22 protein-coding genes are annotated in these 22,315 nt (G+C 39.3%); 21 read left to right on the top strand and 1 reads right to left on the bottom strand.

Annotation, left to right across the window (positions count from 1 at the left end; genetic code table 11):
• Positions 1-2,695, bottom strand: a 2,695-nt coding sequence (locus tag ACYQ21_RS09645) for a hypothetical protein (RefSeq protein WP_460058014.1), incomplete at its 3' end; no start/stop codon positions are given.
• Between ACYQ21_RS09645 and ACYQ21_RS09650 the strand changes: the two genes are divergently transcribed.
• From ACYQ21_RS09650 to ACYQ21_RS09750, 21 genes are all read left to right on the top strand, one after another.
• The gene (locus ACYQ21_RS09650) at positions 2,670-2,825 is read left to right on the top strand and encodes an LPXTG cell wall anchor domain-containing protein (protein WP_460058017.1); all 156 of its coding nucleotides are present in this window, start codon (positions 2,670-2,672) and stop codon (positions 2,823-2,825) included. The two genes, ACYQ21_RS09645 and ACYQ21_RS09650, sit on opposite strands and share 26 nt — an antisense overlap.
• Positions 2,826-3,113: 288 nt before the next feature.
• Positions 3,114-3,269, top strand: coding sequence for a hypothetical protein (locus ACYQ21_RS09655; protein ID WP_460058019.1), 156 nt, complete (start codon positions 3,114-3,116; stop codon positions 3,267-3,269).
• A gap of 23 nt (positions 3,270-3,292) precedes the next feature.
• Complete coding sequence (locus ACYQ21_RS09660; RefSeq protein ID WP_460058021.1) at positions 3,293-3,802, top strand: Fic family protein; 510 nt, start codon at positions 3,293-3,295, stop codon at positions 3,800-3,802.
• A gap of 946 nt (positions 3,803-4,748) precedes the next feature.
• On the top strand, positions 4,749-8,303 hold the full coding sequence (locus tag ACYQ21_RS09665; RefSeq protein WP_460058023.1) for a pectate lyase-like adhesive domain-containing protein: 3,555 nt from the start codon (positions 4,749-4,751) through the stop codon (positions 8,301-8,303).
• Between the two features lie 14 nt (positions 8,304-8,317).
• Positions 8,318-9,502 (top strand): LPXTG cell wall anchor domain-containing protein, encoded by a 1,185-nt coding sequence (locus tag ACYQ21_RS09670; RefSeq protein ID WP_460058025.1) that lies wholly within the window; start codon positions 8,318-8,320, stop codon positions 9,500-9,502.
• Between the two features lie 547 nt (positions 9,503-10,049).
• Positions 10,050-11,240: an MFS transporter gene (locus tag ACYQ21_RS09675; RefSeq protein WP_460058028.1), complete on the top strand. Its 1,191-nt coding sequence runs from the start codon at positions 10,050-10,052 to the stop codon at positions 11,238-11,240.
• Between the two features lie 81 nt (positions 11,241-11,321).
• Positions 11,322-11,600: a 30S ribosomal protein S16 gene (gene rpsP, locus ACYQ21_RS09680; protein ID WP_460058031.1), complete on the top strand. Its 279-nt coding sequence runs from the start codon at positions 11,322-11,324 to the stop codon at positions 11,598-11,600.
• 115 nt (positions 11,601-11,715) lie between these two features.
• Positions 11,716-11,955, top strand: a complete 240-nt coding sequence (locus tag ACYQ21_RS09685; RefSeq protein ID WP_460058033.1) for a KH domain-containing protein — start codon at positions 11,716-11,718, stop codon at positions 11,953-11,955.
• Between the two features lie 94 nt (positions 11,956-12,049).
• The gene (gene rimM, locus ACYQ21_RS09690; RefSeq protein WP_460058036.1) at positions 12,050-12,565 is read left to right on the top strand and encodes a ribosome maturation factor RimM; all 516 of its coding nucleotides are present in this window, start codon (positions 12,050-12,052) and stop codon (positions 12,563-12,565) included.
• Between the two features lies 1 nt (position 12,566).
• Positions 12,567-13,295 carry a tRNA (guanosine(37)-N1)-methyltransferase TrmD gene (gene trmD, locus ACYQ21_RS09695; protein WP_460058062.1) on the top strand — a complete coding sequence of 243 codons (729 nt, stop codon included), beginning with the start codon at positions 12,567-12,569 and terminating at the stop codon, positions 13,293-13,295.
• A complete protein-coding gene (locus tag ACYQ21_RS09700; RefSeq protein ID WP_460058038.1) occupies positions 13,296-13,928 on the top strand; it encodes an HAD-IA family hydrolase in 633 nt (210 codons plus the stop codon).
• A gap of 56 nt (positions 13,929-13,984) precedes the next feature.
• Positions 13,985-14,365 (top strand): DUF1149 family protein, encoded by a 381-nt coding sequence (locus ACYQ21_RS09705; protein WP_460058040.1) that lies wholly within the window; start codon positions 13,985-13,987, stop codon positions 14,363-14,365.
• A 6-nt stretch (positions 14,366-14,371) separates the two neighbouring features.
• Entirely contained in the window at positions 14,372-15,217 is an 846-nt protein-coding gene (locus ACYQ21_RS09710) for a DegV family protein (protein ID WP_460058043.1), read from the top strand.
• Positions 15,217-15,981: a 4-hydroxy-tetrahydrodipicolinate reductase gene (dapB, locus tag ACYQ21_RS09715; RefSeq protein ID WP_460058045.1), complete on the top strand. Its 765-nt coding sequence runs from the start codon at positions 15,217-15,219 to the stop codon at positions 15,979-15,981. The genes ACYQ21_RS09710 and dapB overlap by 1 nt, the downstream gene beginning before the upstream one ends.
• Positions 15,978-17,183, top strand: a complete 1,206-nt coding sequence (locus ACYQ21_RS09720) for a CCA tRNA nucleotidyltransferase (RefSeq protein ID WP_460058047.1) — start codon at positions 15,978-15,980, stop codon at positions 17,181-17,183. The genes dapB and ACYQ21_RS09720 overlap by 4 nt, the downstream gene beginning before the upstream one ends.
• Before the next feature lie 94 nt (positions 17,184-17,277).
• A complete protein-coding gene (locus ACYQ21_RS09725; RefSeq protein WP_460058064.1) occupies positions 17,278-19,155 on the top strand; it encodes an ABC-F family ATP-binding cassette domain-containing protein in 1,878 nt (625 codons plus the stop codon).
• Positions 19,156-19,509 carry a DUF2200 domain-containing protein gene (locus ACYQ21_RS09730; protein WP_460058049.1) on the top strand — a complete coding sequence of 118 codons (354 nt, stop codon included), beginning with the start codon at positions 19,156-19,158 and terminating at the stop codon, positions 19,507-19,509.
• Entirely contained in the window at positions 19,506-19,943 is a 438-nt protein-coding gene (locus tag ACYQ21_RS09735; protein WP_460058052.1) for a hypothetical protein, read from the top strand. The genes ACYQ21_RS09730 and ACYQ21_RS09735 overlap by 4 nt, the downstream gene beginning before the upstream one ends.
• A 4-nt stretch (positions 19,944-19,947) precedes the next feature.
• On the top strand, positions 19,948-20,787 hold the full coding sequence (locus ACYQ21_RS09740; protein ID WP_460058054.1) for a thymidylate synthase: 840 nt from the start codon (positions 19,948-19,950) through the stop codon (positions 20,785-20,787).
• Between the two features lie 84 nt (positions 20,788-20,871).
• Positions 20,872-21,681: a threonine/serine exporter family protein gene (locus tag ACYQ21_RS09745; protein WP_460058057.1), complete on the top strand. Its 810-nt coding sequence runs from the start codon at positions 20,872-20,874 to the stop codon at positions 21,679-21,681.
• A gap of 21 nt (positions 21,682-21,702) precedes the next feature.
• A complete protein-coding gene (locus ACYQ21_RS09750) occupies positions 21,703-22,167 on the top strand; it encodes a threonine/serine exporter family protein (RefSeq protein WP_460058059.1) in 465 nt (154 codons plus the stop codon).
• Positions 22,168-22,315: the final 148 nt, after the last annotated feature.

Consider the following 22,315-nt stretch of genomic DNA (forward strand, 5'->3'; position numbering starts at 1 on the left):
CCTTGAGTGAGTCACTGTCACTAAGTGAATCACTTTCCTTGAGCGAATCTCTATCGTTGAGTGAATCATTATCCTTGAGTGAGTCATTGTCATTAAGTGAATCTCTATCATTAAGTGAATCACTTTCATTGAGCGAATCTCTGTCGTTAAGTGAATCATTGTCATTGAGTGAGTCTCTGTCATTGAGCGAGTCACTTTCACTAAGTGAATCATTATCGTTAAGTGAGTCATTGTCATTGAGCGAGTCACTTTCACTAAGTGAATCATTATCGTTAAGTGAGTCATTGTCATTGAGTGAATCATTATCGTTGAGTGAGTCACTGTCCTTGAGCGAGTCATTATCGCTGAGTGAATCATTGTCGTTGAGTGAATCACTTTCATTGAGTGAGTCGTTGTCCTTGAGCGAGTCTCTATCGTTGAGTGAGTCATTGTCATTGAGCGAGTCACTTTCGTTGAGTGAGTCATTATCGTTAAGTGAATCTCTATCGTTGAGCGAGTCACTGTCGTTAAGCGAATCTCTGTCGTTAAGCGAATCTCTGTCATTAAGCGAGTCACTTTCGTTGAGTGAATCATTATCATTAAGTGAATCACTGTCATTAAGTGAATCTCTATCATTGAGTGAATCTCTGTCACTAAGTGAATCATTATCGTTAAGCGAGTCACTTTCATTGAGTGAGTCATTATCATTAAGTGAATCACTGTCATTAAGTGAATCTCTGTCACTAAGTGAATCCTTATCGTTAAGCGAGTCACTGTCGTTAAGTGAGTCATTGTCATTGAGTGAATCCTTATCGTTAAGTGAATCTCTATCGTTGAGTGAGTCATTGTCATTGAGTGAATCATTATCGCTGAGCGAGTCACTATCTTTGAGTGAATCTCTATCGCTGAGCGAGTCATTATCGTTAAGTGAATCTCTATCGTTGAGTGAGTCACTGTCACTAAGCGAATCTCTATCCTTGAGTGAATCACTTTCGTTGAGCGAATCTCTGTCGTTAAGTGAATCATTGTCATTGAGCGAGTCACTTTCCTTGAGTGAGTCATTATCGTTAAGTGAATCTCTATCGTTGAGTGAGTCACTATCTTTGAGTGAGTCACTGTCACTAAGTGAATCACTTTCCTTGAGTGAGTCATTATCGTTGAGCGAATCTCTGTCGTTAAGTGAATCATTGTCATTGAGTGAGTCATTATCGTTAAGTGATTCACTTTCACTAAGTGAATCACTGTCGTTGAGCGAGTCTCTATCGTTGAGTGAGTCATTGTCATTGAGCGAATCTCTGTCGTTAAGTGAATCATTATCCTTGAGCGAATCTCTGTCGTTAAGTGAATCATTATCCTTGAGCGAATCACTGTCATTGAGCGAGTCACTTTCACTAAGTGAATCATTATCCTTGAGTGAGTCACTGTCACTAAGTGAATCACTTTCCTTGAGCGAATCTCTATCGTTGAGTGAATCATTATCCTTGAGTGAGTCATTGTCATTAAGTGAATCTCTATCATTAAGTGAATCACTTTCGTTGAGTGAGTCATTATCGTTGAGCGAATCTCTGTCGTTAAGTGAATCATTGTCATTGAGCGAGTCACTTTCACTAAGTGAATCATTATCGTTAAGTGAGTCATTGTCATTGAGTGAATCATTATCGTTGAGTGAGTCACTGTCCTTGAGCGAGTCATTATCGCTGAGTGAATCATTGTCGTTGAGTGAATCACTTTCATTGAGTGAGTCGTTGTCCTTGAGCGAGTCTCTATCGTTGAGTGAGTCATTGTCATTGAGCGAGTCACTTTCGTTGAGTGAGTCATTATCGTTAAGTGAATCTCTATCGTTGAGCGAGTCACTATCTTTGAGTGAGTCACTTTCGTTGAGTGAGTCATTATCGTTAAGTGAATCTCTATCGTTGAGCGAGTCACTATCTTTGAGTGAGTCACTGTCACTAAGTGAATCACTTTCATTGAGTGAGTCATTATCGTTGAACGAATCACTTTCACTAAGTGAATCATTGTCGTTGAGCGAATCTCTATCCTTGAGTGAATCACTTTCGTTGAGTGAGTCATTATCGTTAAGTGAATCTCTATCGTTGAGTGAGTCACTGTCATTAAGTGAATCACTTTCCTTGAGCGAGTCATTGTCATTGAGTGAATCTCTATCACTAAGTGAATCATTATCGTTAAGCGAGTCATTATCGTTGAGTGAATCCTTATCGTTAAGCGAATCCTTATCGTTAAGCGAATCTCTGTCATTGAGCGAATCACTTTCACTAAGTGAATCATTGTCATTGAGTGAATCATTATCGTTGAGCGAATCCCTATCCTTGAGTGAATCCTTATCGTCGAGTGAATCTCTATCGTTGAGTGAGTCACTATCTTTGAGTGAATCTCTATCCTTGAGTGAGTCATTATCGTTGAGCGAGTCACTTTCGTTGAGCGAGTCACTTTCGTTGAGCGAGTCACTATCGCTGAGTGAATCATTATCGTTGAGCGAGTCATTGTCATTGAGCGAGTCACTATCCTTGAGTGAATCACTTTCACTAAGTGAGTCACTATCATTAAGTGAATCCTTATCGTCAAGTGAATCTCTTTCGTTGAGCGAGTCACTGTCATTGAGCGAATCCTTATCGCTAAGTGAATCACTTTCATTGAGCGAGTCTCTATCCTTGAGTGAGTCCTTAGCAAATGTGCCAACCTTACCGGTAACTGGCAATCGTCTTCCTGATACAGGTGATGAAGATGATGCTTTGGCTTTAGGTGCTGGAAGTTCAGCCTTCCTTGGTGCTATTGGCGCAGCTCTTTTAAGAAGAAAGCGTCGGAAAGAAGAGAAGAAAAAAGGCTAAGATAATTAGAACGTTAGATTTTTTAAATCTACTGATTTGTGTCAAACTGTATGGGGAGATTACCTAGCCTATAAAGCAAGTAACTGTTTGGTTGCTTGCTTTTTATTGCTTAAAATGTTAGCCATAGGAAAGTGGTTTTCGAGTTGATTGGAAAATATTTGACGATTTGTCGTTATCAGGAGTCATATCCTGAAAGAGACAGACAAGCGATAGGCGGTCAAGCATTATGGTATAATTGACTAAAGAAAGTTTGTTTTAGATAAAATCTGAGGATGAAAAGAGGTAAAAATGAATATTGAAAAATTAGCAGCGTTCATTACAAATTTAGGGAAATTCAACGATTATGGTAGTACCATTTCTCAGACAAAAGAAGCTTTGATTACCCAATCAGTCACGCCGTTGAGAAGTGATAATGATGATCGTTCATTTTTGAGGATACACTGAGAGCCATTCACTTTGCTCAAGATGTGCCATTTAGTATTCAAAGTATTATTGGGATTAATTCGCAATTCACTGGTGACAGCAAAGAACAGCCTAATGACCCCGGTAGATTAAGGGACATTTTAATTGATCCGATTAGAGATAGAATTCATGTAGATTTGTGGCCGGCTGAAGATGGTGGTGTTGTTTCCTATTTTCCACCTGTTCAGATTGAAGAAGCAGATCTTGGTAAGATTGTAACGACATGGGAGCAATCTCTAAAGACGAGATTAGATGCTTGGCAAGTGTTTGCACAAATCGCAAAGTTGCCACCTTTTCAAGATGGTAATAAGCGAACTGCTTTAATCTCAGCCAATCATGCGATAGGTGCGTTAGTTTCTCAAGAATACTTGATGCCACCTGTAGGTAGAAAGTACAATCAATTTATGGATGCTTTACTAGGCTATTATGGTGTTGGTTTAGAAGGTGGTCCATTCTCAGAGACAGAAGCGCTGGGAGATTTCCTGAGCCTCATCCCAGCTATTGAAAAAAGCTAAACAAAAAGAAGATTAGCAGAAGTGAACACTGCAAAGTAGAGAATCAAATTTATCTCCAAGGGCGTTCGCTGTAGCTAATTTAAAAGACTAAAAGTCTAGAGGTAGAAAATTCTACTTTTGTACTTTTAGTCTTTTTATTGTGTGACATTTTTGGATAGTCAAAATCAAAAGGGATATAATAACTAAATCATACATTATAATGAAACCAAAAATAATAACCTAAAAACAAAAATATTTGACTGGTGTTATTAAAGTTTTTTAAAATAGCTGAACATGATATAAATACAGTGTTATAGAAGGTTGTATATAGCGAATAGCGTGAGTGGCTGACTGGAGTTTTGTGATCGATTTTAAAAGAAACAATATGGTAGTTTATATAAATTTGTTAAAGATTATGATGTTTTCAAAATGTCAGCTTTGTGCTTTCAGGGACGGTAGAATCGCTCAAATGTTTTAATTTCCTTATATCAAGGGGATTCTCGGTTATTGTCTTTGAAGCTAAAGAAATATAAATTTCAAAAGCGAGCTTAATATGTTTTGTATGCACGAACAATTATGTCAACAAGAAAGACAATAAATATCGTGTTTTTAAAGAATTTATTGGGTTTGTTACGGAAAATATCGTAAAAATTGGAACTTTCGTTAAAATAATGTATTTTGTTTGGATATCGTGAATTAAAGTGTTATAATTCGATTAGTAATTATTAATTCATAATTTTTGGATTTTATTAATATTACAAAAAGAATTGTGAAATAATTTTAGAATAAAAAGTATTTTGAAAGAGAACTTAAACTAAGATGCTAATGGAAATCGTAGTAGTGAGAGAAGTAGAGGTTTGGACACCAATATTAGAACTTCTGACACAATCACTTAACGCAAGAGCACCATCACTTTTATAAGATACCTAACAATATAAACTATCTATCATATAAAAGAAAGATTAGAATGAAAAAAAACAAAAATAAGAAACAACCGATGGTATCAGAACCTAAAGTTCGTTATCGGATGTATAAAAGTAAAAAACGTTGGTTATATGCAGCCATGTCTACAGCTAGTGTGATAGGTGGTGGTGGTACCATCGCAGGCATGGCTATGGTATCCGAAACAGAAACAGTCTCGGCAAACGAAAACAATGCGACCATCCCGTCAACGCAGTCGATCCTCTTGTCGAGAGCAACGAGAGGAATTGGAGACAATCTAGTTGCAACAGACCCTGATGCGGGACGTGCAGACTTAGAGAATCAGATTAATAATCCTATTCATAAGTCCATAACATCAGTAAAAATTGATGTGCCAGAACAAGTTGCTAATAAATTGGTCTACAAATCAGCAGCTCAAGTAGCATCAACTTATGCTGCTGTAAATACTTGGGATGAATTGACAACGGCTTGGAATAATCCTAATATTACCTACATTGAATTAGGCTCTAATATTGTCAACACAAAAGCAGGAACTAATACTGGTACTGTTACGGCAGCTAACAATGGCGGTTTAAGCGAACGGAACAAGTCAGTCATTCTGGACGGTGGCGGACATTCACTTGATTTAGGTAACAATGTTACCTTGGGACTTGGGAAACCAGCAGCAGACAATAACAGTAATATTAATTTAACAGGTCCACTTCAATCAGCTAAAATGAATCCGAATGTCCCGGCAAATGCAGGAACATTTACGATTACTGATATTGATGGTCTCAAACAAACAAGTTCTGACTATTCTAATTCATCTGGTGCAAATCGTGATGTTATCATGGTTCCTTTCGGCTCATCAAGTGCGAACGATGGTAAGTGGGAAGTGAATGTTAATAACATCATTCAAGATGCAGATTTGGCGAATTTTACAGCTAATAATAATTATGGTACTGCCTATGCCGGTCGTGGTGGGGCTGCTGTAAAATTAGTTGATTTAGAAGATGGTTTGGTAACTGCATCAGGTACTGTGACATGGAATTCAGTGGCAGAAATGATGACAGTAGGTTCATTGAATGTTGCAAACGGCTCGACATTAACCTACCAGACAGCCAAAAATAATACGACTGATACTGCCATATATGCGATGGCTTGGGATCATACGGATACGATCTATGATACTGGTGGCAACCACGGGATTGCTATGGGAGATGATGTGACTATTTCATTTACCATGCCCGACTCTAATTCAGATCGTTCGCCATTTTGGGGAGATTACGCTTACTTTTTAGTAGGGGAAAATTATACTGCCACTTACAGCGGGTATGCCCGACTCTTTTCAGGACTTTCCGTTTTTGGCAATGGTGGAGAAAGTGCAGCAGCTGCTACTCATCAGAAGTTAGGTATGGATGTTTCATGGTTCAACAAAACATTTAATACAACGATGCTAGATGATTTTGTTTCCAAAGGCAATGCAAGTGTTAGTAATAGTTTTTACCAGTATGGCGACAATGCAAAGATTGTTGCCCCAAGGATTGGAACCAATGGTTCAACAATCAATGGTGTGGCTGATTGGTCTGCAAATATGAAGTTCACGATGGTATATGCGCCTAATGCTGACTTGACAATCAATCAAGTGGCAGCAACCTCTGTCTTTAATCTCAAAAGTACTCAAAGTGTCAAGTTTATTTCTCCAAAGTCTCTGAGTCTTCAAAATAATAATGGGAATGCAACATCTACTTCAATTTTTAATTTGTCTAATTCATCGAAGGTAAGTTTAAATAACTCTGCTATTGATGTTTGGAACAATAAAGCAACTGCAAATTCGGCGTCAAACCAATCGGAATTTCAGACACTTGAAGTAACGGGTTCGGGTAGTGCTAGTGCAAAAGATTATGATGGCAATACTGTAAATACTGGTATTGGAAATAATACAAATGGCTTGAAAACAACAGCCATAACACCAGGTAAAGCAGTTTTCAACTATATTGATCAAAACAATAGCAAAGTCGGAAGCTACGAAATAGATTATGCTAAAATCCCCAATGCATATGTTGGTAAAAACTATGAGGTTCTATCTAAAGAATCAGCAGTGGACAATATGCCAGCTAATTACAAATGGGCAATTGGGGAACAAGTATGGTCTGGAGCAGTTTCAGATGCTCAATCTGGTGGTGATAGTACAACCCATTCGGATAATGGTGATAAGTATGGACAGGCTAACTATTCTATTGTACCAGTAGCAGGTCAAACTAATACTTATAACATCTATGTTTATGGATTGGACAATCCAAATGTCAATTATACGTATGTAGACGCTATGACTGGTCTACCAGTTGCGACTGATAAGGCGACAGGAACAGAGAAGGCTGGAACGACCAATGTGCCTGCTAACATTGGTAACACCATTGACTGGACAAGTCCGCTTTATACAGCAACAAATGTGCCAACAGGATATGTTTATATTCCAGATGGCGATCCGATGTTGGCGGGTATGACGCAAGCAACGCAGACAGTCGTGACTGATACAACAACCGTTTCTAACAATACGATTTATGTTTATAGTCCTGGTAACTCCTTATCGTTGAGTGAGTCTCTATCGTTAAGCGAGTCATTATCCTTGAGCGAATCGTTGTCCTTGAGTGAGTCCCTATCCTTGAGTGAATCGTTGTCCTTGAGTGAATCCCTTTCATTGAGCGAGTCGTTGTCATTGAGTGAATCACTGTCACTGAGCGAGTCTCTCTCGTTGAGTGAGTCCCTATCGTTGAGCGAGTCTCTATCGTTGAGCGAGTCACTTTCGTTGAGTCAGTCCTTGTCCTTGAGCGAATCCCTTTCCGCAAGCGAATCTCTTTCAATTAGTGTTTCGGAAAGTGAATCGAAATCGTTGAGTGAGTCACTTTCATTGAGTGAATCGAAATCGTTAAGTGAGTCATTGTCATTAAGCGAGTCACTATCGTTGAGCGAGTCACTTTCATTGAGTGAGTCGTTGTCATTGAGCGAATCACTTTCGTTGAGTGAGTCCCTATCATTGAGTGAGTCATTGTCATTAAGCGAGTCACTTTCGTTGAGTGAGTCACTTTCATTGAGCGAGTCGTTGTCATTGAGTGAGTCTCTATCGTTGAGTGAATCATTATCGTTAAGCGAATCCCTGTCATTGAGTGAATCACTATCATTAAGCGAATCGTTGTCATTGAGTGAGTCATTGTCATTAAGCGAGTCACTTTCATTGAGCGAGTCTCTATCTTTGAGTGAATCATTATCGTTAAGCGAATCCCTGTCATTAAGTGAATCCCTTTCGTTGAGTGAGTCACTTTCATTGAGCGAGTCGTTGTCATTGAGTGAGTCTCTATCGTTGAGTGAATCATTATCGTTAAGCGAATCCCTGTCATTAAGTGAATCCCTTTCGTTGAGTGAGTCCCTTTCATTAAGCGAGTCACTTTCATTGAGCGAGTCGTTGTCATTAAGCGAATCACTTTCATTGAGCGAATCTCTATCGTTAAGTGAGTCATTGTCATTAAGCGAATCACTTTCATTGAGCGAATCTCTATCGTTAAGTGAGTCATTGTCATTAAGCGAATCACTTTCATTTTAAGCGAATCACTTTCATTGAGCGAATCTCTATCGTTAAGTGAGTCATTGTCATTAAGCGAATCACTTTCATTGAGCGAATCTCTATCGTTAAGTGAGTCATTGTCATTAAGCGAATCACTTTCATTGAGCGAATCTCTATCGTTAAGTGAGTCATTGTCATTAAGCGAATCACTTTCATTAAGCGAGTCACTATCGTTGAGTGAGTCACTTTCATTGAGCGAGTCGTTGTCATTGAGTGAGTCTCTATCGTTGAGTGAATCATTATCGTTAAGCGAATCCCTGTCATTGAGTGAATCACTATCATTAAGCGAATCGTTGTCATTGAGTGAGTCATTGTCATTAAGCGAGTCACTTTCATTGAGCGAGTCTCTATCTTTGAGTGAATCATTATCGTTAAGCGAATCCCTGTCATTAAGTGAATCCCTTTCGTTGAGTGAGTCACTTTCATTGAGCGAGTCGTTGTCATTGAGTGAGTCTCTATCGTTGAGTGAATCATTATCGTTAAGCGAATCCCTGTCATTGAGTGAATCACTGTCATTGAGTGAATCACTATCATTGAGCGAGTCACTATCATTAAGCGAATCGTTGTCATTGAGTGAGTCACTATCATTGAGTGAGTCACTTTCATTGAGCGAGTCGTTGTCATTAAGCGAATCACTTTCATTAAGCGAGTCACTATCGTTGAGTGAGTCACTTTCATTGAGTGAGTCGTTGTCATTGAGCGAATCTCTATCGTTAAGCGAGTCACTATCGTTGAGTGAGTCATTATCATTAAGCGAGTCATTATCTTTGAGTGAATCCCTTTCGTTGAGTGAGTCATTGTCATTGAGCGAGTCTCTATCTTTGAGTGAATCATTATCGTTAAGCGAATCCCTGTCATTAAGTGAATCCCTTTCGTTGAGTGAGTCACTTTCATTGAGCGAGTCTCTGTCATTAAGCGAGTCTCTATCGTTGAGTGACTCACTATCATTGAGCGAATCTCTCTCATTGAGTGAGTCTCTATCGTTGAGTGAATCCCTGTCGTTGAGCGAGTCATTGGCAAATGTGCCAACCTTACCGACAACAGGCAATCGTCTCCCTTATACAGGTGATGAAGATGATACTTTGGCTCTAGGTGCTGGCAGTTCAGCCTTCCTTGGCGCTATTGGCGCAGCTCTTTTAAGAAGAAAACGTCGGAAAGAAGAGAAGAAAAAAGGCTAAGATAATCATTAGATAGTCAAAATAATTAAAAGTTAAAAATCTATTAAAGAGTCCCTCGCCATTAAAAATGTGGTAAGGGGCTTTTTATATATATCCTACATTGCTATAGTATCGTAGAAAAATTTCATATAACATTTATCTCATTTAATGACTTATCACCTCGTAACAATACGATTTGACACGGTCGTTTCATGAATTTAATTTTTCTGAAAAATACACAAAAATCAGTGATTTAAATTTTTAATTGGTATATTTTGCAAATTATTTTCGTAAAAATATTCAAAAAAAGGACAATATTACTGAATATATTGTTTGAATTTTCAAACAATAGCTAATCTTATATGCTATTCTTTTTAAAAACTCGATATTCTTTTAAAATATTCTGAAAAATACATTTTAAATTGAATTTATGAAACGGCCGTGACGACTTGATTTCCCATATTGAAAAAAGGCAAGTAACATGGTAGAATGATACGATGTATTTTTTAATTACTTGTCATAAAAAAACTATCATTACTATTATTTTAGAGGAGAAGATATCGTCAAAATGGACAACACAACTTCACAAAGAAAAGTTTTAATTTCTGCAGCAGCAGGGATTGGCTTAGAGAACATGGATATCATGTTTTTATCATTTTCTATGGCATCAATCATTGCGACTTTCGGTATCTCAGGTACACAAGCAGGCTGGATTGGCACGATTACCAATTTCGGAATGCTTTTTGGTGGCATTGTTTTTGGTATGTTAGCTGACAAAATTGGTCGTGTTAAAGTTTTTTCTCACACCGTCATTATTTTTTCAGTCGCCTCTGCTTTAATGTTCTTTGCTTCAAATATCTATCTTGTTTATCTGTTTAGATTTATTGCCGGAATTGGCGCAGGTGGCGAATATGGTGCTTGTATGTCTCTAGTTTCAGAGTCAACGCCGAAAGAAAAATTAGGTAAGGCAACATCCATTGTTGCCATTGGTGGGCAAATCGGTGCGATTTTAGCAGCCGTTTTAGCGTCATTAATCATTCCAGCATTTGGTTGGAAAATGCTTTATGTGATTGGGTTATTTCCCGTCTTGATGGTTTTATGGATTCGAAAAGATATCAAAGAACCTGAAAGTTTTCAAGCAACAGATCGTGCTGAACGTGGTCATCTTGGCTTGCTGTTTAAAGATGGGAAAACATCATGGCAAACGATTGGTCTTAGTTTGATGGTCATGGTCCAAATTGCTGGCTATTTTGGTCTCATGAACTGGCTACCAAAAATTATGCAAGATCAACTTAACCTTAATGTCGCTGGTTCTTCTCTATGGATGGTTAGTACCATTCTGGGGATGTCTGTTGGGATGATGACCTTTGGCACAATTATGGATAAACTGGGTTCTAGATTTTCCTACACTATTTTTCTGATTTGTTCTGCAGCGTCGGTCTATCTTTTAATACTTGCCAATAGTAAAATGACTTTGATTGCAGCGGCAGTTGTTGTCGGCTATTTTATCAATGGGATGTATGGTGGGTATGGTGCTATTATCTCTAGCTTGTATCCAACAGAAATCCGTGCGACGGCGAATAACTTTATCATGAATATCGGTCGCGCTGTTGGTGGCTTTTCATCAGTCATTATCGGTTTTTTACTGGATAAATATTCGCTGATGATTGTTGTTGTTTTCTTATCTTTTATCTACATTTTCAGTTTGGTAATTATGTTGACAATTCCAGGCATTTCAAAATTGAAAAATTCGAATTAATATCTGTCAAGAAAAAAACTTGACACCACAAAATAATCTGCTATAATAAGAAATGTAAACAAAAAAGAAAAGAGAAATATCATGTCTGTAAAAATTCGTTTGACTCGCATGGGTTCAAAGAAAAAACCTTACTACCGTATTAATGTTGCTGATTCACGTGCACCACGTGATGGTCGTTTCATCGAAACAGTTGGCACATACAACCCACTAATCGCTGATGAAAATCAAGTAACTTTAAAAGAAGAACGCATTCTTGAGTGGCTTTCAAATGGCGCACAACCTTCTGATACTGTTAAAAACATCTTGTCAAAAGCTGGCGTTATGAAAAAATTCCACGAAGCAAAATACGCTTCAAAATAAGCAAGTATTATATTTGTGAGAAGCGACTATTTTTGGTCGCTTTTTTGAATAAGTTTAGCTTTGAGTAGCTTAGCTACTTTTGAGTGTCAACTTTAACTAAACGAAAGAGACTATTATGGATTTAGAAGTACAAGAGTTGGTATTGACGATTGTTAAGCCACTGACTACTGAACCTGACCTTGTTCATATTGACGTCGTAGACGGCGATGAATTTGTCGAATTCCACCTCCATGTTGCTGAGCATGACATGGGGCGAATTATCGGTAAGCAAGGTCGGATTATTCAAGCCATCAGAACGATTGTTTATTCTGTACCTGTTGAGGGTAAAAAAAATCGTCTGCTCGTCGAAAAATAAATCAAGCGCTGATTTCAGCGTTTTTTTTGATGAATTGTTAGGTTTTACACGCACGAGTCTTGGACTGGTAGGCGGTCTGTGGTATAATAAAGGAATGGATTATTACAAAGTAGGTACGATTGTCAATACACAGGGATTGCAAGGCGAAGTGCGCATCATTTCGGTGACGGATTTCACTGAGGAACGTTATCAAAAGAATGCTGAGTTGGCCTTATTTGACAAGGATGATAAGTTTGTCAGAACCTTAAAAGTCAAAACCCACCGCAAACAAAAGAATTTTGATATTGTCAAATTTGACGGACTTTACAGCATCAATGAGGTCGAGAAGTTTCGCGATTTTTCACTCAAAGTTGCAGCTGAAAATCGTGCAGCGTTAGAGAGCGACGATGAGTTTTACTATGACGATATTATCGGTTTAGATGTCTTTGAAAATGACACTAAAATCGGAACCGTGGTTGAAATTCTACAACCAGGAGCAAATGATGTCTGGGTCATCAAGCGTCAGGGTAAAAAAGATTTACTCTTGCCCTTTATTGATGACGTGATTTTATCTGTCGATATTGCTGGAAACCAAGTCACAGTCGAAGTACCAGAAGGATTGGATGATTAGGATGCGGATTGATATTTTAACGCTATTTCCAGAGATGTTTTCTAGTCTGGAGCATTCAATTGTCGGTCGGGCGCGAAAATCTGAAAAAATAGAAGTAAATTTCCATAATTTTAGAGACTTTGCGACCAATACGCAGAAACACGTGGATGATATGCCTTATGGTGGCGGTCAGGGAATGCTCCTCATGCCTCAACCGATTTTTGACACGATGGCATCCTTTCCACACGACAATGCTCGTGTTCTGATGATGGATCCTGCCGGTCGCAAATTTGACCAAGCCTTTGCGGAAGAATTGGCGACAGAAGAGCAAATCGTTTTTCTTTGTGGTCATTATGAGGGCTTTGATGAGCGGATTAAAACCTTGGTAACGGATGAAGTTTCCCTTGGCGATTATGTCTTGACAGGAGGCGAAGTGGCTGCTGCTGTCATGATCGATGCCACCGTTCGCTTAATGCCAGACGTCCTTGGCAAAAAAGCGAGCCATGAGGACGACAGCTTCTCATCAGGTCTCTTCGAATATCCGCAGTACACCCGACCTGAGGATTTTCGGGGGCTTAAAGTACCTGACGTGCTCATGAGTGGCCATCACGAAAACATCCGAAAGTGGCGCCTACGCGAAAGCCTAGCGAAAACCTTACGTCTCCGCCCAGATTTACTTGAAAAATACGATCTGAACGCCGAAGAGACTGAGATATTAAGAGGGTTAGAAGACGAGTCTGTGGTACAATAGATGAAGATTAAAAATTATATTTGGGATTTTGATGGGACCTTGTTTGATACCTATCCTGTCATGCTAGATGCCTTAGAGCAAACTATTGCCAAGCATGGCATCCAATACGATGGGGATTTGGCTTACTTTATCAAAAAATATTCGATTCGCCAATTTGCTTTGGATTATGCAACACCAGATTTTATGGCAGATTATCATGCACTCGAAACCAAGCTACAGACAGATGTTAAGTTTTATCCTGTAATACCCGCTATATTAGCTAATATCGTCGAAAATGGTGGTCGGAATTTTGTCGTTAGCCACCGAGATGATAAAACTTATGACTATTTAGGTGGCTTGTCGCCTTTATTTACCGAAATTATCACCAGTGATAATCATCTGGCTAGAAAGCCTGACCCTGAGGCTATAACCTATCTAATAGATAAATATGATTTAGAACCGAGCCAAACAGCAATGGTTGGCGATCGACCTTTGGATATAGAAGCAGGTCAAAATGCTGGTGTCAAAACAATTCTATTTGATGAAGCTGGTATTTTTGGGGATAATGCGTTAAATGCAGACCTCCTCATCCAAACATGGCAGACTTTGAGCGAACTTGAGTTCGCAAATACCCCTGCTTGGCCGAAACGATAGTATTGGTCAAGTTTCAAGATTTCAGAAAGTGAAATCGCAGAAAGGAATTTATAAAAATGAATATTGAACGCGAAAAAGAATTTGTCCAACAATTCCACTATGATGCTAGAAACTCAGAGTGGGAAAAAGAGAATGGGACACCCGAAACGAACTTGAATGTTCAGTTTCAGTTAGTAGAGAATGCTGAAGGTGCAAACGAGACAGACACAGCGATTAGTGGTATGTTGACTTTTATCATCGTTCTTGAAAATTTAGTTATTTCAGGCCATATCAGCCAGCTCAGCTATATTCGTGATTTAGTCATCGAAAATAGAGAGCAATTAGATCAAGAGAAGATGCAAGAGTTGGCAGCACCTTTATTTGACTTACTGAGACGCCTGACTTATGAGGTAACAGAAATTGCTCTGGATCAACCGGGCATCAATTTGGAATTTTGAGGTCGTATGAAAACCGCAATTATTACTGATAGTTCAGTCTATCTAAGTGATCAGATAAGGGAAAAAGTCAATGTTTTTGTGTTAGACGTTCCTGTTTTTATCGCTGGTAAGACGTATATCGAAGGCAAGAATTTGACTGTCCAAGCCTTTTATGAGAAGATGGCAGCAACGGAAGCACTACCTAAAACGAGTCAGCCTAGTATCAGTGATTTGGTCACTTTGCTTGAAAAGGTACAGGCTGACGGCTACACACACATCATTGGTCTCTTTTTATCATCAGGCATTTCAGGATTCTGGCAAAACATTCAATATCTAAAAGATGAGTTTCCAGATTTGACTTTATTTTTCCCAGATACCTTAATCACGTCAGCACCATTGGGCTACATGGTCGAGATGGCCTATAACATGGTTAAAACAAACGCACCGTTTGATTTTATCACCTCTGAATTAACGGATATGATTGCTCATACAACTGCATTTATTATTGTTGATGACTTGGATCATTTGGTTAAGGGTGGTCGCTTGTCAAATGGTGCTGCTATGATTGGCAATCTCCTGAATATCAAACCAATTTTACGTTTTGATGAAGTGGGAAAAATCGTTGTCTATGAAAAAATTAGGACAAGTAAAAAAGCCTTTAAACGGCTTTATAAAATCCTAGCTGAAAATACTAAAGACAGAGATTATAAGGTTTACGTGATTCATTCAAATATACCAGAAAAGGCACAGGACATCGCAAAAGAACTGACCAATAAAGGGTTTGATGTGTCTATTGCAACATTCGGCGCTGTTATTGGGACGCATTTAGGGGAAGGAGCACTCGGATTTGGTATCAGTCCGAAATTAAATTAATGATTAAAGTCATCATTTCTGGTTTTAAAGGTCGCATGGGGTCAACCGCTGTTGAGATGGTCAACAATGATCCTGAACTTGAATTAGCAGCCCTACTGGATCCTTTTGCTACTGAAAAAGAAGTGGCAGGTATCCCTGTTTTCAACGATAAAGCAGATGTCTTAAGTGTTGCAGCAGATATTTGGGTAGATTTTACCATTCCTGATGTCGCTTATGACAATACGAAGTTTGCGATTGACAACAATATCTGCCCAGTGGTTGGGACAACAGGATTTACAGAAGCCCAAATCACAGAATTAATTGCGCTGTCAAAAGCCAAAAAAGTCGGAGGGTTAATCGCCCCTAACTTTGCGATTGGCGCAATTTTAGTCATGGAATTTGCTCAAAAAGCAGCGCAATATTTCCCAGATGTTGAAATTATCGAGTTGCACCATGATAAGAAAAAAGATGCACCATCTGGCACAGCCGTGAAAACAGCCGAACTAATCAAAGAAACCCGGACCTACAAAAAACAAGGGGCAGTTGATGAGGCTGAGAGCATATCAGGTGCGCGCGGTGCTGAGTTTGATGGTATGCGCATTCACTCTGTTCGCTTGCCGGGTCTTGTGGCGCATCAAGAAGTGATTTTTGGTGCCAATGGGGAAGGCTTGACACTGCGGCATGATTCTTATGACCGTGTGTCCTTTATGGGCGGTGTCAATCTCGGTATCAAGAAAGTTGTCAACCTCGAGACCTTAGTATATGGATTAGAACATCTTTTATGAGAGTAGAAAAAATGCCGGCGGAGTTTGTCAAAGCTCTGCCGATTTTGCAAAAAATCAGAAATTCTGGCTATGAGGCTTACTTTGTCGGGGGCAGCGTGCGAGATGTTTTGCTGAACCGTCAGATTCACGATGTCGACCTTGCAACCTCGGCTTATCCTGCTGAAACCAAGCAAATTTTTGAGCACACGATTGATATTGGGATTGCGCATGGGACAGTTTTAGTTCTGGAAGCTGGTGGTGAGTATGAAGTCACGACGTTTCGGACAGAAGATGTCTATGTCGATTACCGCAGACCTTCACACGTGAATTTTGTTCGGCAATTATCAGAGGATTTATTGCGTCGTGATTTCACGATTAATGCCTTTGCCCTTGCTGATGATGGCGAAGTGATTGATCTTCATGATGGCTTAGCCGATTTAGAGGCTGAGATTTTGCGTGCTGTCGGCAATCCTGCTGAGCGTTTCAATGAAGACGCGCTAAGAATTATGCGTGGCTTGAGATTTGCGGCAGTTTTGAATTTCGATTTGGAAAGTAAAACCTTTGCTTCCATGAAAGACCATGCGCATCTGCTGGCCAAAATTTCAATCGAGCGTATTTTCATCGAACTTGATAAATTATTGACCGCAGATTATTGGCAGAAGGGCTTTCGTGAGTTGCTCGCCATAGAAGCCCACCCTTATCTACCGAGCTTTTCGAATAAAACTGCGTTCGCTCAGCTATTAGCGCTTCCCTCAGATTTTAAATTCACCAATTCTGTCCAAGCATGGGGTTACCTCGCCCATCAACTCGGCTATTCTGACGGGAAATTTCTACTCAAAAAATGGAAAGTTTCACGAGATTTTTCATCCGCCGTTTCAAAATTCCTGACAGCCTACAACAAACGCCTGACAGATCATTTTAGTCTCGAAGACCTCTATCATCTAGGGAAATCAAGCCTGATCGTAGTCGAAGAGATGTTTGCTGCACAAAACCTAGAGACGAATTTTGAACATATCTCAGCACTTGATAGGCAGTTACAAATCAGAGCTAGAAAAGATATTGCTGTATCAGCAGGGCAAATCATGACAGCATTTGGTATCCAACCCGGCCCACAAATCGGACAACTCTACCACCAAATTGAACTTGAAATTGTCAAAGGACAGCTACAAAATACAAAATTACATATTTTTAATTATGTAAAAAATAATTTTAAGCGAACTTAAGTTTCGTAATTGCCCCATTTGGACGACGCATAAGTGGGGATCTAGTTTCAAGATTTCACAAAGTGAAATCTAAGAAGGAGTAAACATGGCGACAATGACTGATTTTCGTGTCGAAAATCTAACTAAATCTGTTGGCGATAAAACTGTTTTTTCACAGCTTAATTTTATCATTCACCCTTTAGATCGGATTGGTCTGATTGGTGTGAATGGCACAGGTAAAACAACCTTACTGGATGTGATTTCAGGAAAAATCGGCTTTGATGGCGATAATTCGCCATTTTTTGGCAGAAATGATTTTAAAATTGAATACCTGACACAGGATCCACAATTTGATGGCGATTTATCAATTATGGACGCGATTTTGTCAGATGACCTACCACAAATGCAAGCCATTAAGCGGTATGAACAGGCCTTGCTTGATCTGACAGAAGATGCGACGAATCCAAAACTACAAGAAAATCTCAGCAAAATCGAAGCACAGATGACCGCAATAGAGGCTTGGGAAGTTGAAAATCAAGTCAAAACGGTCTTATCCAAAATGAAATTGCCTGATTTGACAGCGCAGATCAAAAATCTATCCGGTGGTCAAAAACGGCGAGTACAGTTGGCACAAGCTTTGCTGAATCCAGCAGATTTATTGTTGCTAGATGAGCCGACCAACCATCTGGATGTGGATACCATTGCTTGGCTGGAAAATTATCTCAAAAATTCACGCCAGACGGTCTTATTCATCACCCATGACCGTTATTTCTTGGACAATCTCGCAACACGAATTTTTGAGTTGGATCATGGTGATTTGATTGAGTATCAAGGCAATTATCAGGATTATTTACAGCAAAAAGCTGAAAATGATGAACGTGAATCAGCCCAACATCATAAAAATAAACAACTCTACAAGCAAGAATTAGCATGGATTCGTAAATCACCACAAGCGCGGGCAACCAAGCAACAAGCGAGAATTGACCGTTTTGAAGACATCAAAAAAGATGTTCAAAGCGTGACGACATCAGATGATTTAGCCATTAATGTCGCAACCTCTCGCATCGGTAAAAAAGTGATTAATTTCAATCACGTCAACTTTGCTTATGATACCAATAAGGTCATCCTAAAAGATTTTAATTTACTCGTTCAAAATACGGATAGAATTGGCATTGTCGGCAATAATGGCACAGGTAAATCAACCTTGCTCAATCTGATTAGTGGCGATTTGACACCTGATTCAGGTCTCGTTGAGATTGGCGAGACGATTAAAATCGGTTATTTTTCGCAGCAAATTCGTGGGCTTGATGACTCAAAACGTGTCATTAATTTCTTACAGGAAGTCGCTGACAATGCCCAAAATTCATCTGGAGAGTCAATTTCAGTGGTCAATCTACTGGAACAATTTCTCTTCCCTCGCACGACGCATGGGACACTGATTGAGAAATTATCGGGTGGGGAGAAGAAACGTCTCTATCTGTTGCAGATTTTACTCCAACAGCCTAACGTTTTACTCTTAGATGAGCCGACAAATGACCTCGATATTGCGACTTTAACAGTCCTTGAAAATTTCATCCAGCATTATCAGGGCGTCGTCATCACGGTCAGCCATGACCGCTATTTTCTGGATAAGGTTGCTAAGAAATTATTGGTTTTCGATAAAGGAACGATTACCGAAGTTCACAAGCTTTACTCGGATTATTTGGCTGATAAACTAAATGACGAGAAAGTCGTTGCCAAAGCTGAAACCAAGTCAGCCGTCAAAGAAAAAGTTGTCGAAAAACGTCGTATGTCCTATGCTGAAAAGCAAGAGTGGGTGACGATTGAAGTTGATATTGCCGCGTTAGAAGAAGGTATCTCGAGTATCGAAGCCGAAATGGCTGAAAATGGGGTAGACTTCACAAAACTTGGTGAACTACAAGCAAGACTAGATGACAAAAACGCTGATTTATTAGCCAAGTATGAACGTTATGAGTATCTATCGGAGTTTTAAATGACAACTAATCCTAGAATTTTAAAAATGAAATTTTCATCAGTTTACCCTTTATATCTGGCGAAAATTGAGAAGAAAAATCGCACGAAACCTGAACTTGATCAAGTCATTATATGGTTGACGGGTCTTGACCAAGAAGCCTTGGCAAATTTCATCGTATCAGAGGCAACATTTCTTGAGTTTTTCCAAGCTTGCACGCTGAATCCAAAGTCTGACACCATTACCGGCAGTATCTGTGGGGTTAAGGTGCAAGAGATTCAAGATCCACTCATGAAGCAAATTCGTTTACTGGATAAGGTCGTGGACGAACTAGCACGAGGCTGGTCGCTGGCAAAAATTAGGAGAGAGAAATGATAACTAAAAAATTAGCGCTATGGGGCAATGTTTTGGGTACAATTGCTACCATCATCACGCTAGTTATTGCCTTGCAAGATATTAGTTTGATGGAAAGAACCTATGCAGTGTCCTACTTTAATACACCTTTTGTCATTGGGCAATTGATAGGTGGCGTGATTCTGATTGTGGCGCATATGTTCACTTGGATAGCCTATGTTAAAATTGGCAAGCCATCTGAAAAGGGCTGGAAAATATTTTTGCTTGTAATGGGGATCATTTGGGCATGTGGCGCAGCATTTGGTTTGTTAATTTCTTTTATCAGGTGGGGAGAGTGGCTTGTTTTACTGGGGAATGTGTTGAATTTAACTCAGTCTATCCTATTTATCCTCACCTTTGCATTAAAGGATAAGAAACCAGAAATTCGCAAAATTGATGAGGACATGATAAAATAAGCCTATGAGAAAAGCAGATAAAATTTTTATTGATAACATCAACAACATTTTAGAAAATGGTGTCTGGAGCGAGAATGCGCGTCCTAAATATAAAAGTGGCGCAACCGCAAACTCCAAGTATATCACGGGTGCTTTCGCTGAGTATGACTTGAGCAAGGGTGAATTTCCGATTACGACGTTGCGCCCGATTGCCATTAAGTCAGCGATTAAAGAGCTACTTTGGATTTATCAGGAGCAGACGAGTGATCTTGATGTTCTCGAAGATAAATATGGTGTCAAGTACTGGAATGAGTGGGAAGTTGGTGATTCTGGTAATATCGGATTGCGCTATGGCGCGACAGTTAAAAAATACAATATCATGGGTAAACTACTAGATGGTTTGACTAAAAATCCCTGGAATCGTCGCAATATCATCAATTTGTGGCAGTATGCTGACTTTGAAGCATCTGAAGGGCTATTGCCATGTGCCTTCATGACTATGTTTGATGTTCGTCGTGTTGGTGATGACATGTTCTTAGATGCAACGCTGACACAACGTAGTAATGACATGTTAGTTGCTCACCATATTAATGCCATGCAATATGTGGCTTTGCAGATGATGATTGCCAAACATTTTGGCTGGAAAATCGGCAAGTTTTTCTATTTTGTCAATAATTTGCATATTTATGATAATCAGTTTGATAATGCGAGAGAACTTTTATCACGAACACCTTCTGAGAAAAATCCAATGCTTAAACTGAATGTGCCTGATGGTACGAATTTCTTTGATATCAAGCCTGAAGATTTTGAATTGGTCGATTATGAACCCGTCAAACCACAATTAAAATTTGATTTAGCTATCTAACTGTGTCCGACATTTCTAAGTCGTGACTAGAGCACATTTTCGACGTGTTTTTTCTTGAAGATTTGACTGGGGATAAAACTGCCTATGATGGACAATGCAACGATGAAATTAAATGATGAAATATTAGCGTCACCCATATCTAACACCCGTCTTCTCATGGATACCTGCCTTTTAGCAGGTGAAATTCTTATGGCCAATGGATCTGAAATCACACGTGTGGAAGATGTGATTTTGCGGATTGGTCATGCGGCTGGCATCGAAGAGATCCAGGTTTATGCACTTTTGAATGCTGTGACGGTCAGTTTTCCGACCCAAGGCTTGACCCAAATGCGTGCCATTCCGCCCAGAATTCAGACCATGGATATGGAAAAAATTGTCGCAGTCAATGATTTGACCCGACAATTTACTGCCCATCAAATAGCGCTCGCAGATTTTCATAATCATCTTGAGAAAATTGATGTCACGATTCCAACTTTTCCTGTTTGGCTGCAGGTATTGGGTGCGACTTTTGTTTCGATGACATCAATGATTATGCTGACAAAAACCTCTGCACCAATCAATATTTTTCTGGCAGGGTTGACAAGTTGTGTCGCCTACACGATTTATTTTGTCGTCCGAAATCGGTTTAATATGCGGTATTTTGGTCTATTTTTGGCTAGTTTGATGATTTCTCTGATGATGTTAATCTGTTCACATCTACTTGGTGCGCCTTTTAACCCTGATATCGTGATTATTGGTGCTGTGATGCCATTTGTACCGGGTGTTGCCTTGACTAATGCTGTTCGAGAAATTATGACAGGAAATTATATTTCAGGTCAAGGCCGAATCATTGAAGCGCTCTTATCAGCAGCATCAGTTGGTTTAGGGATTGCGTTACTATCATTTTTCTATTAGGTCGAAGGAGAGGCAGTTAGGATGATTTTTCTTGATTTGATGGGTCAAATTACCTTGGCTTATATCAGCGTTATTGCTTTTGGGATTATTCTCAATATTCCCAGAAGAACACTCAATAGAGCAGGCATTGTGGGTGCTAGTGCTTGGTTGATTTATGAACTCGTGCTTCTGTTGACACAGCACTTGCTAGATAAAAATTGGCGGATTGTTTTTGGGACAGTATTGGCAAGCCTTGTGATTGGTGTGATGAGTTTGAGCATGAGTCGTGCTCAAAAAGTACCTGTTTTAATTTACAATATCCCCGGTATTTTTCCCTTGGTACCAGGTGGACAAGCTTATCAAGTTGTTAGAAATTTGGTCGCTGGAAATCGAGAAGTGGCAGGACAAAATTTTGAGTTGTTGGTTATCATTGCAGGGGCTATCGTTATCGGGTTTTGGTTAGCTGAATTAGTGAATCGACTATGGTCTATGACGCGTCCAACTTAGATTGGATATTTTTTAAAATCAGAAGTATTCTAATCGCTCAAATGATTTTAAAACAAATGGCAAAAAGATTAGGAAATGTATCTGACAAATTTTAATCTTTTTAGTTTAAAAATGTATCTGAATTTAAGTTATTTTTAGCATCATAATT

Source organism: Pseudolactococcus yaeyamensis (assembly GCF_054658615.1).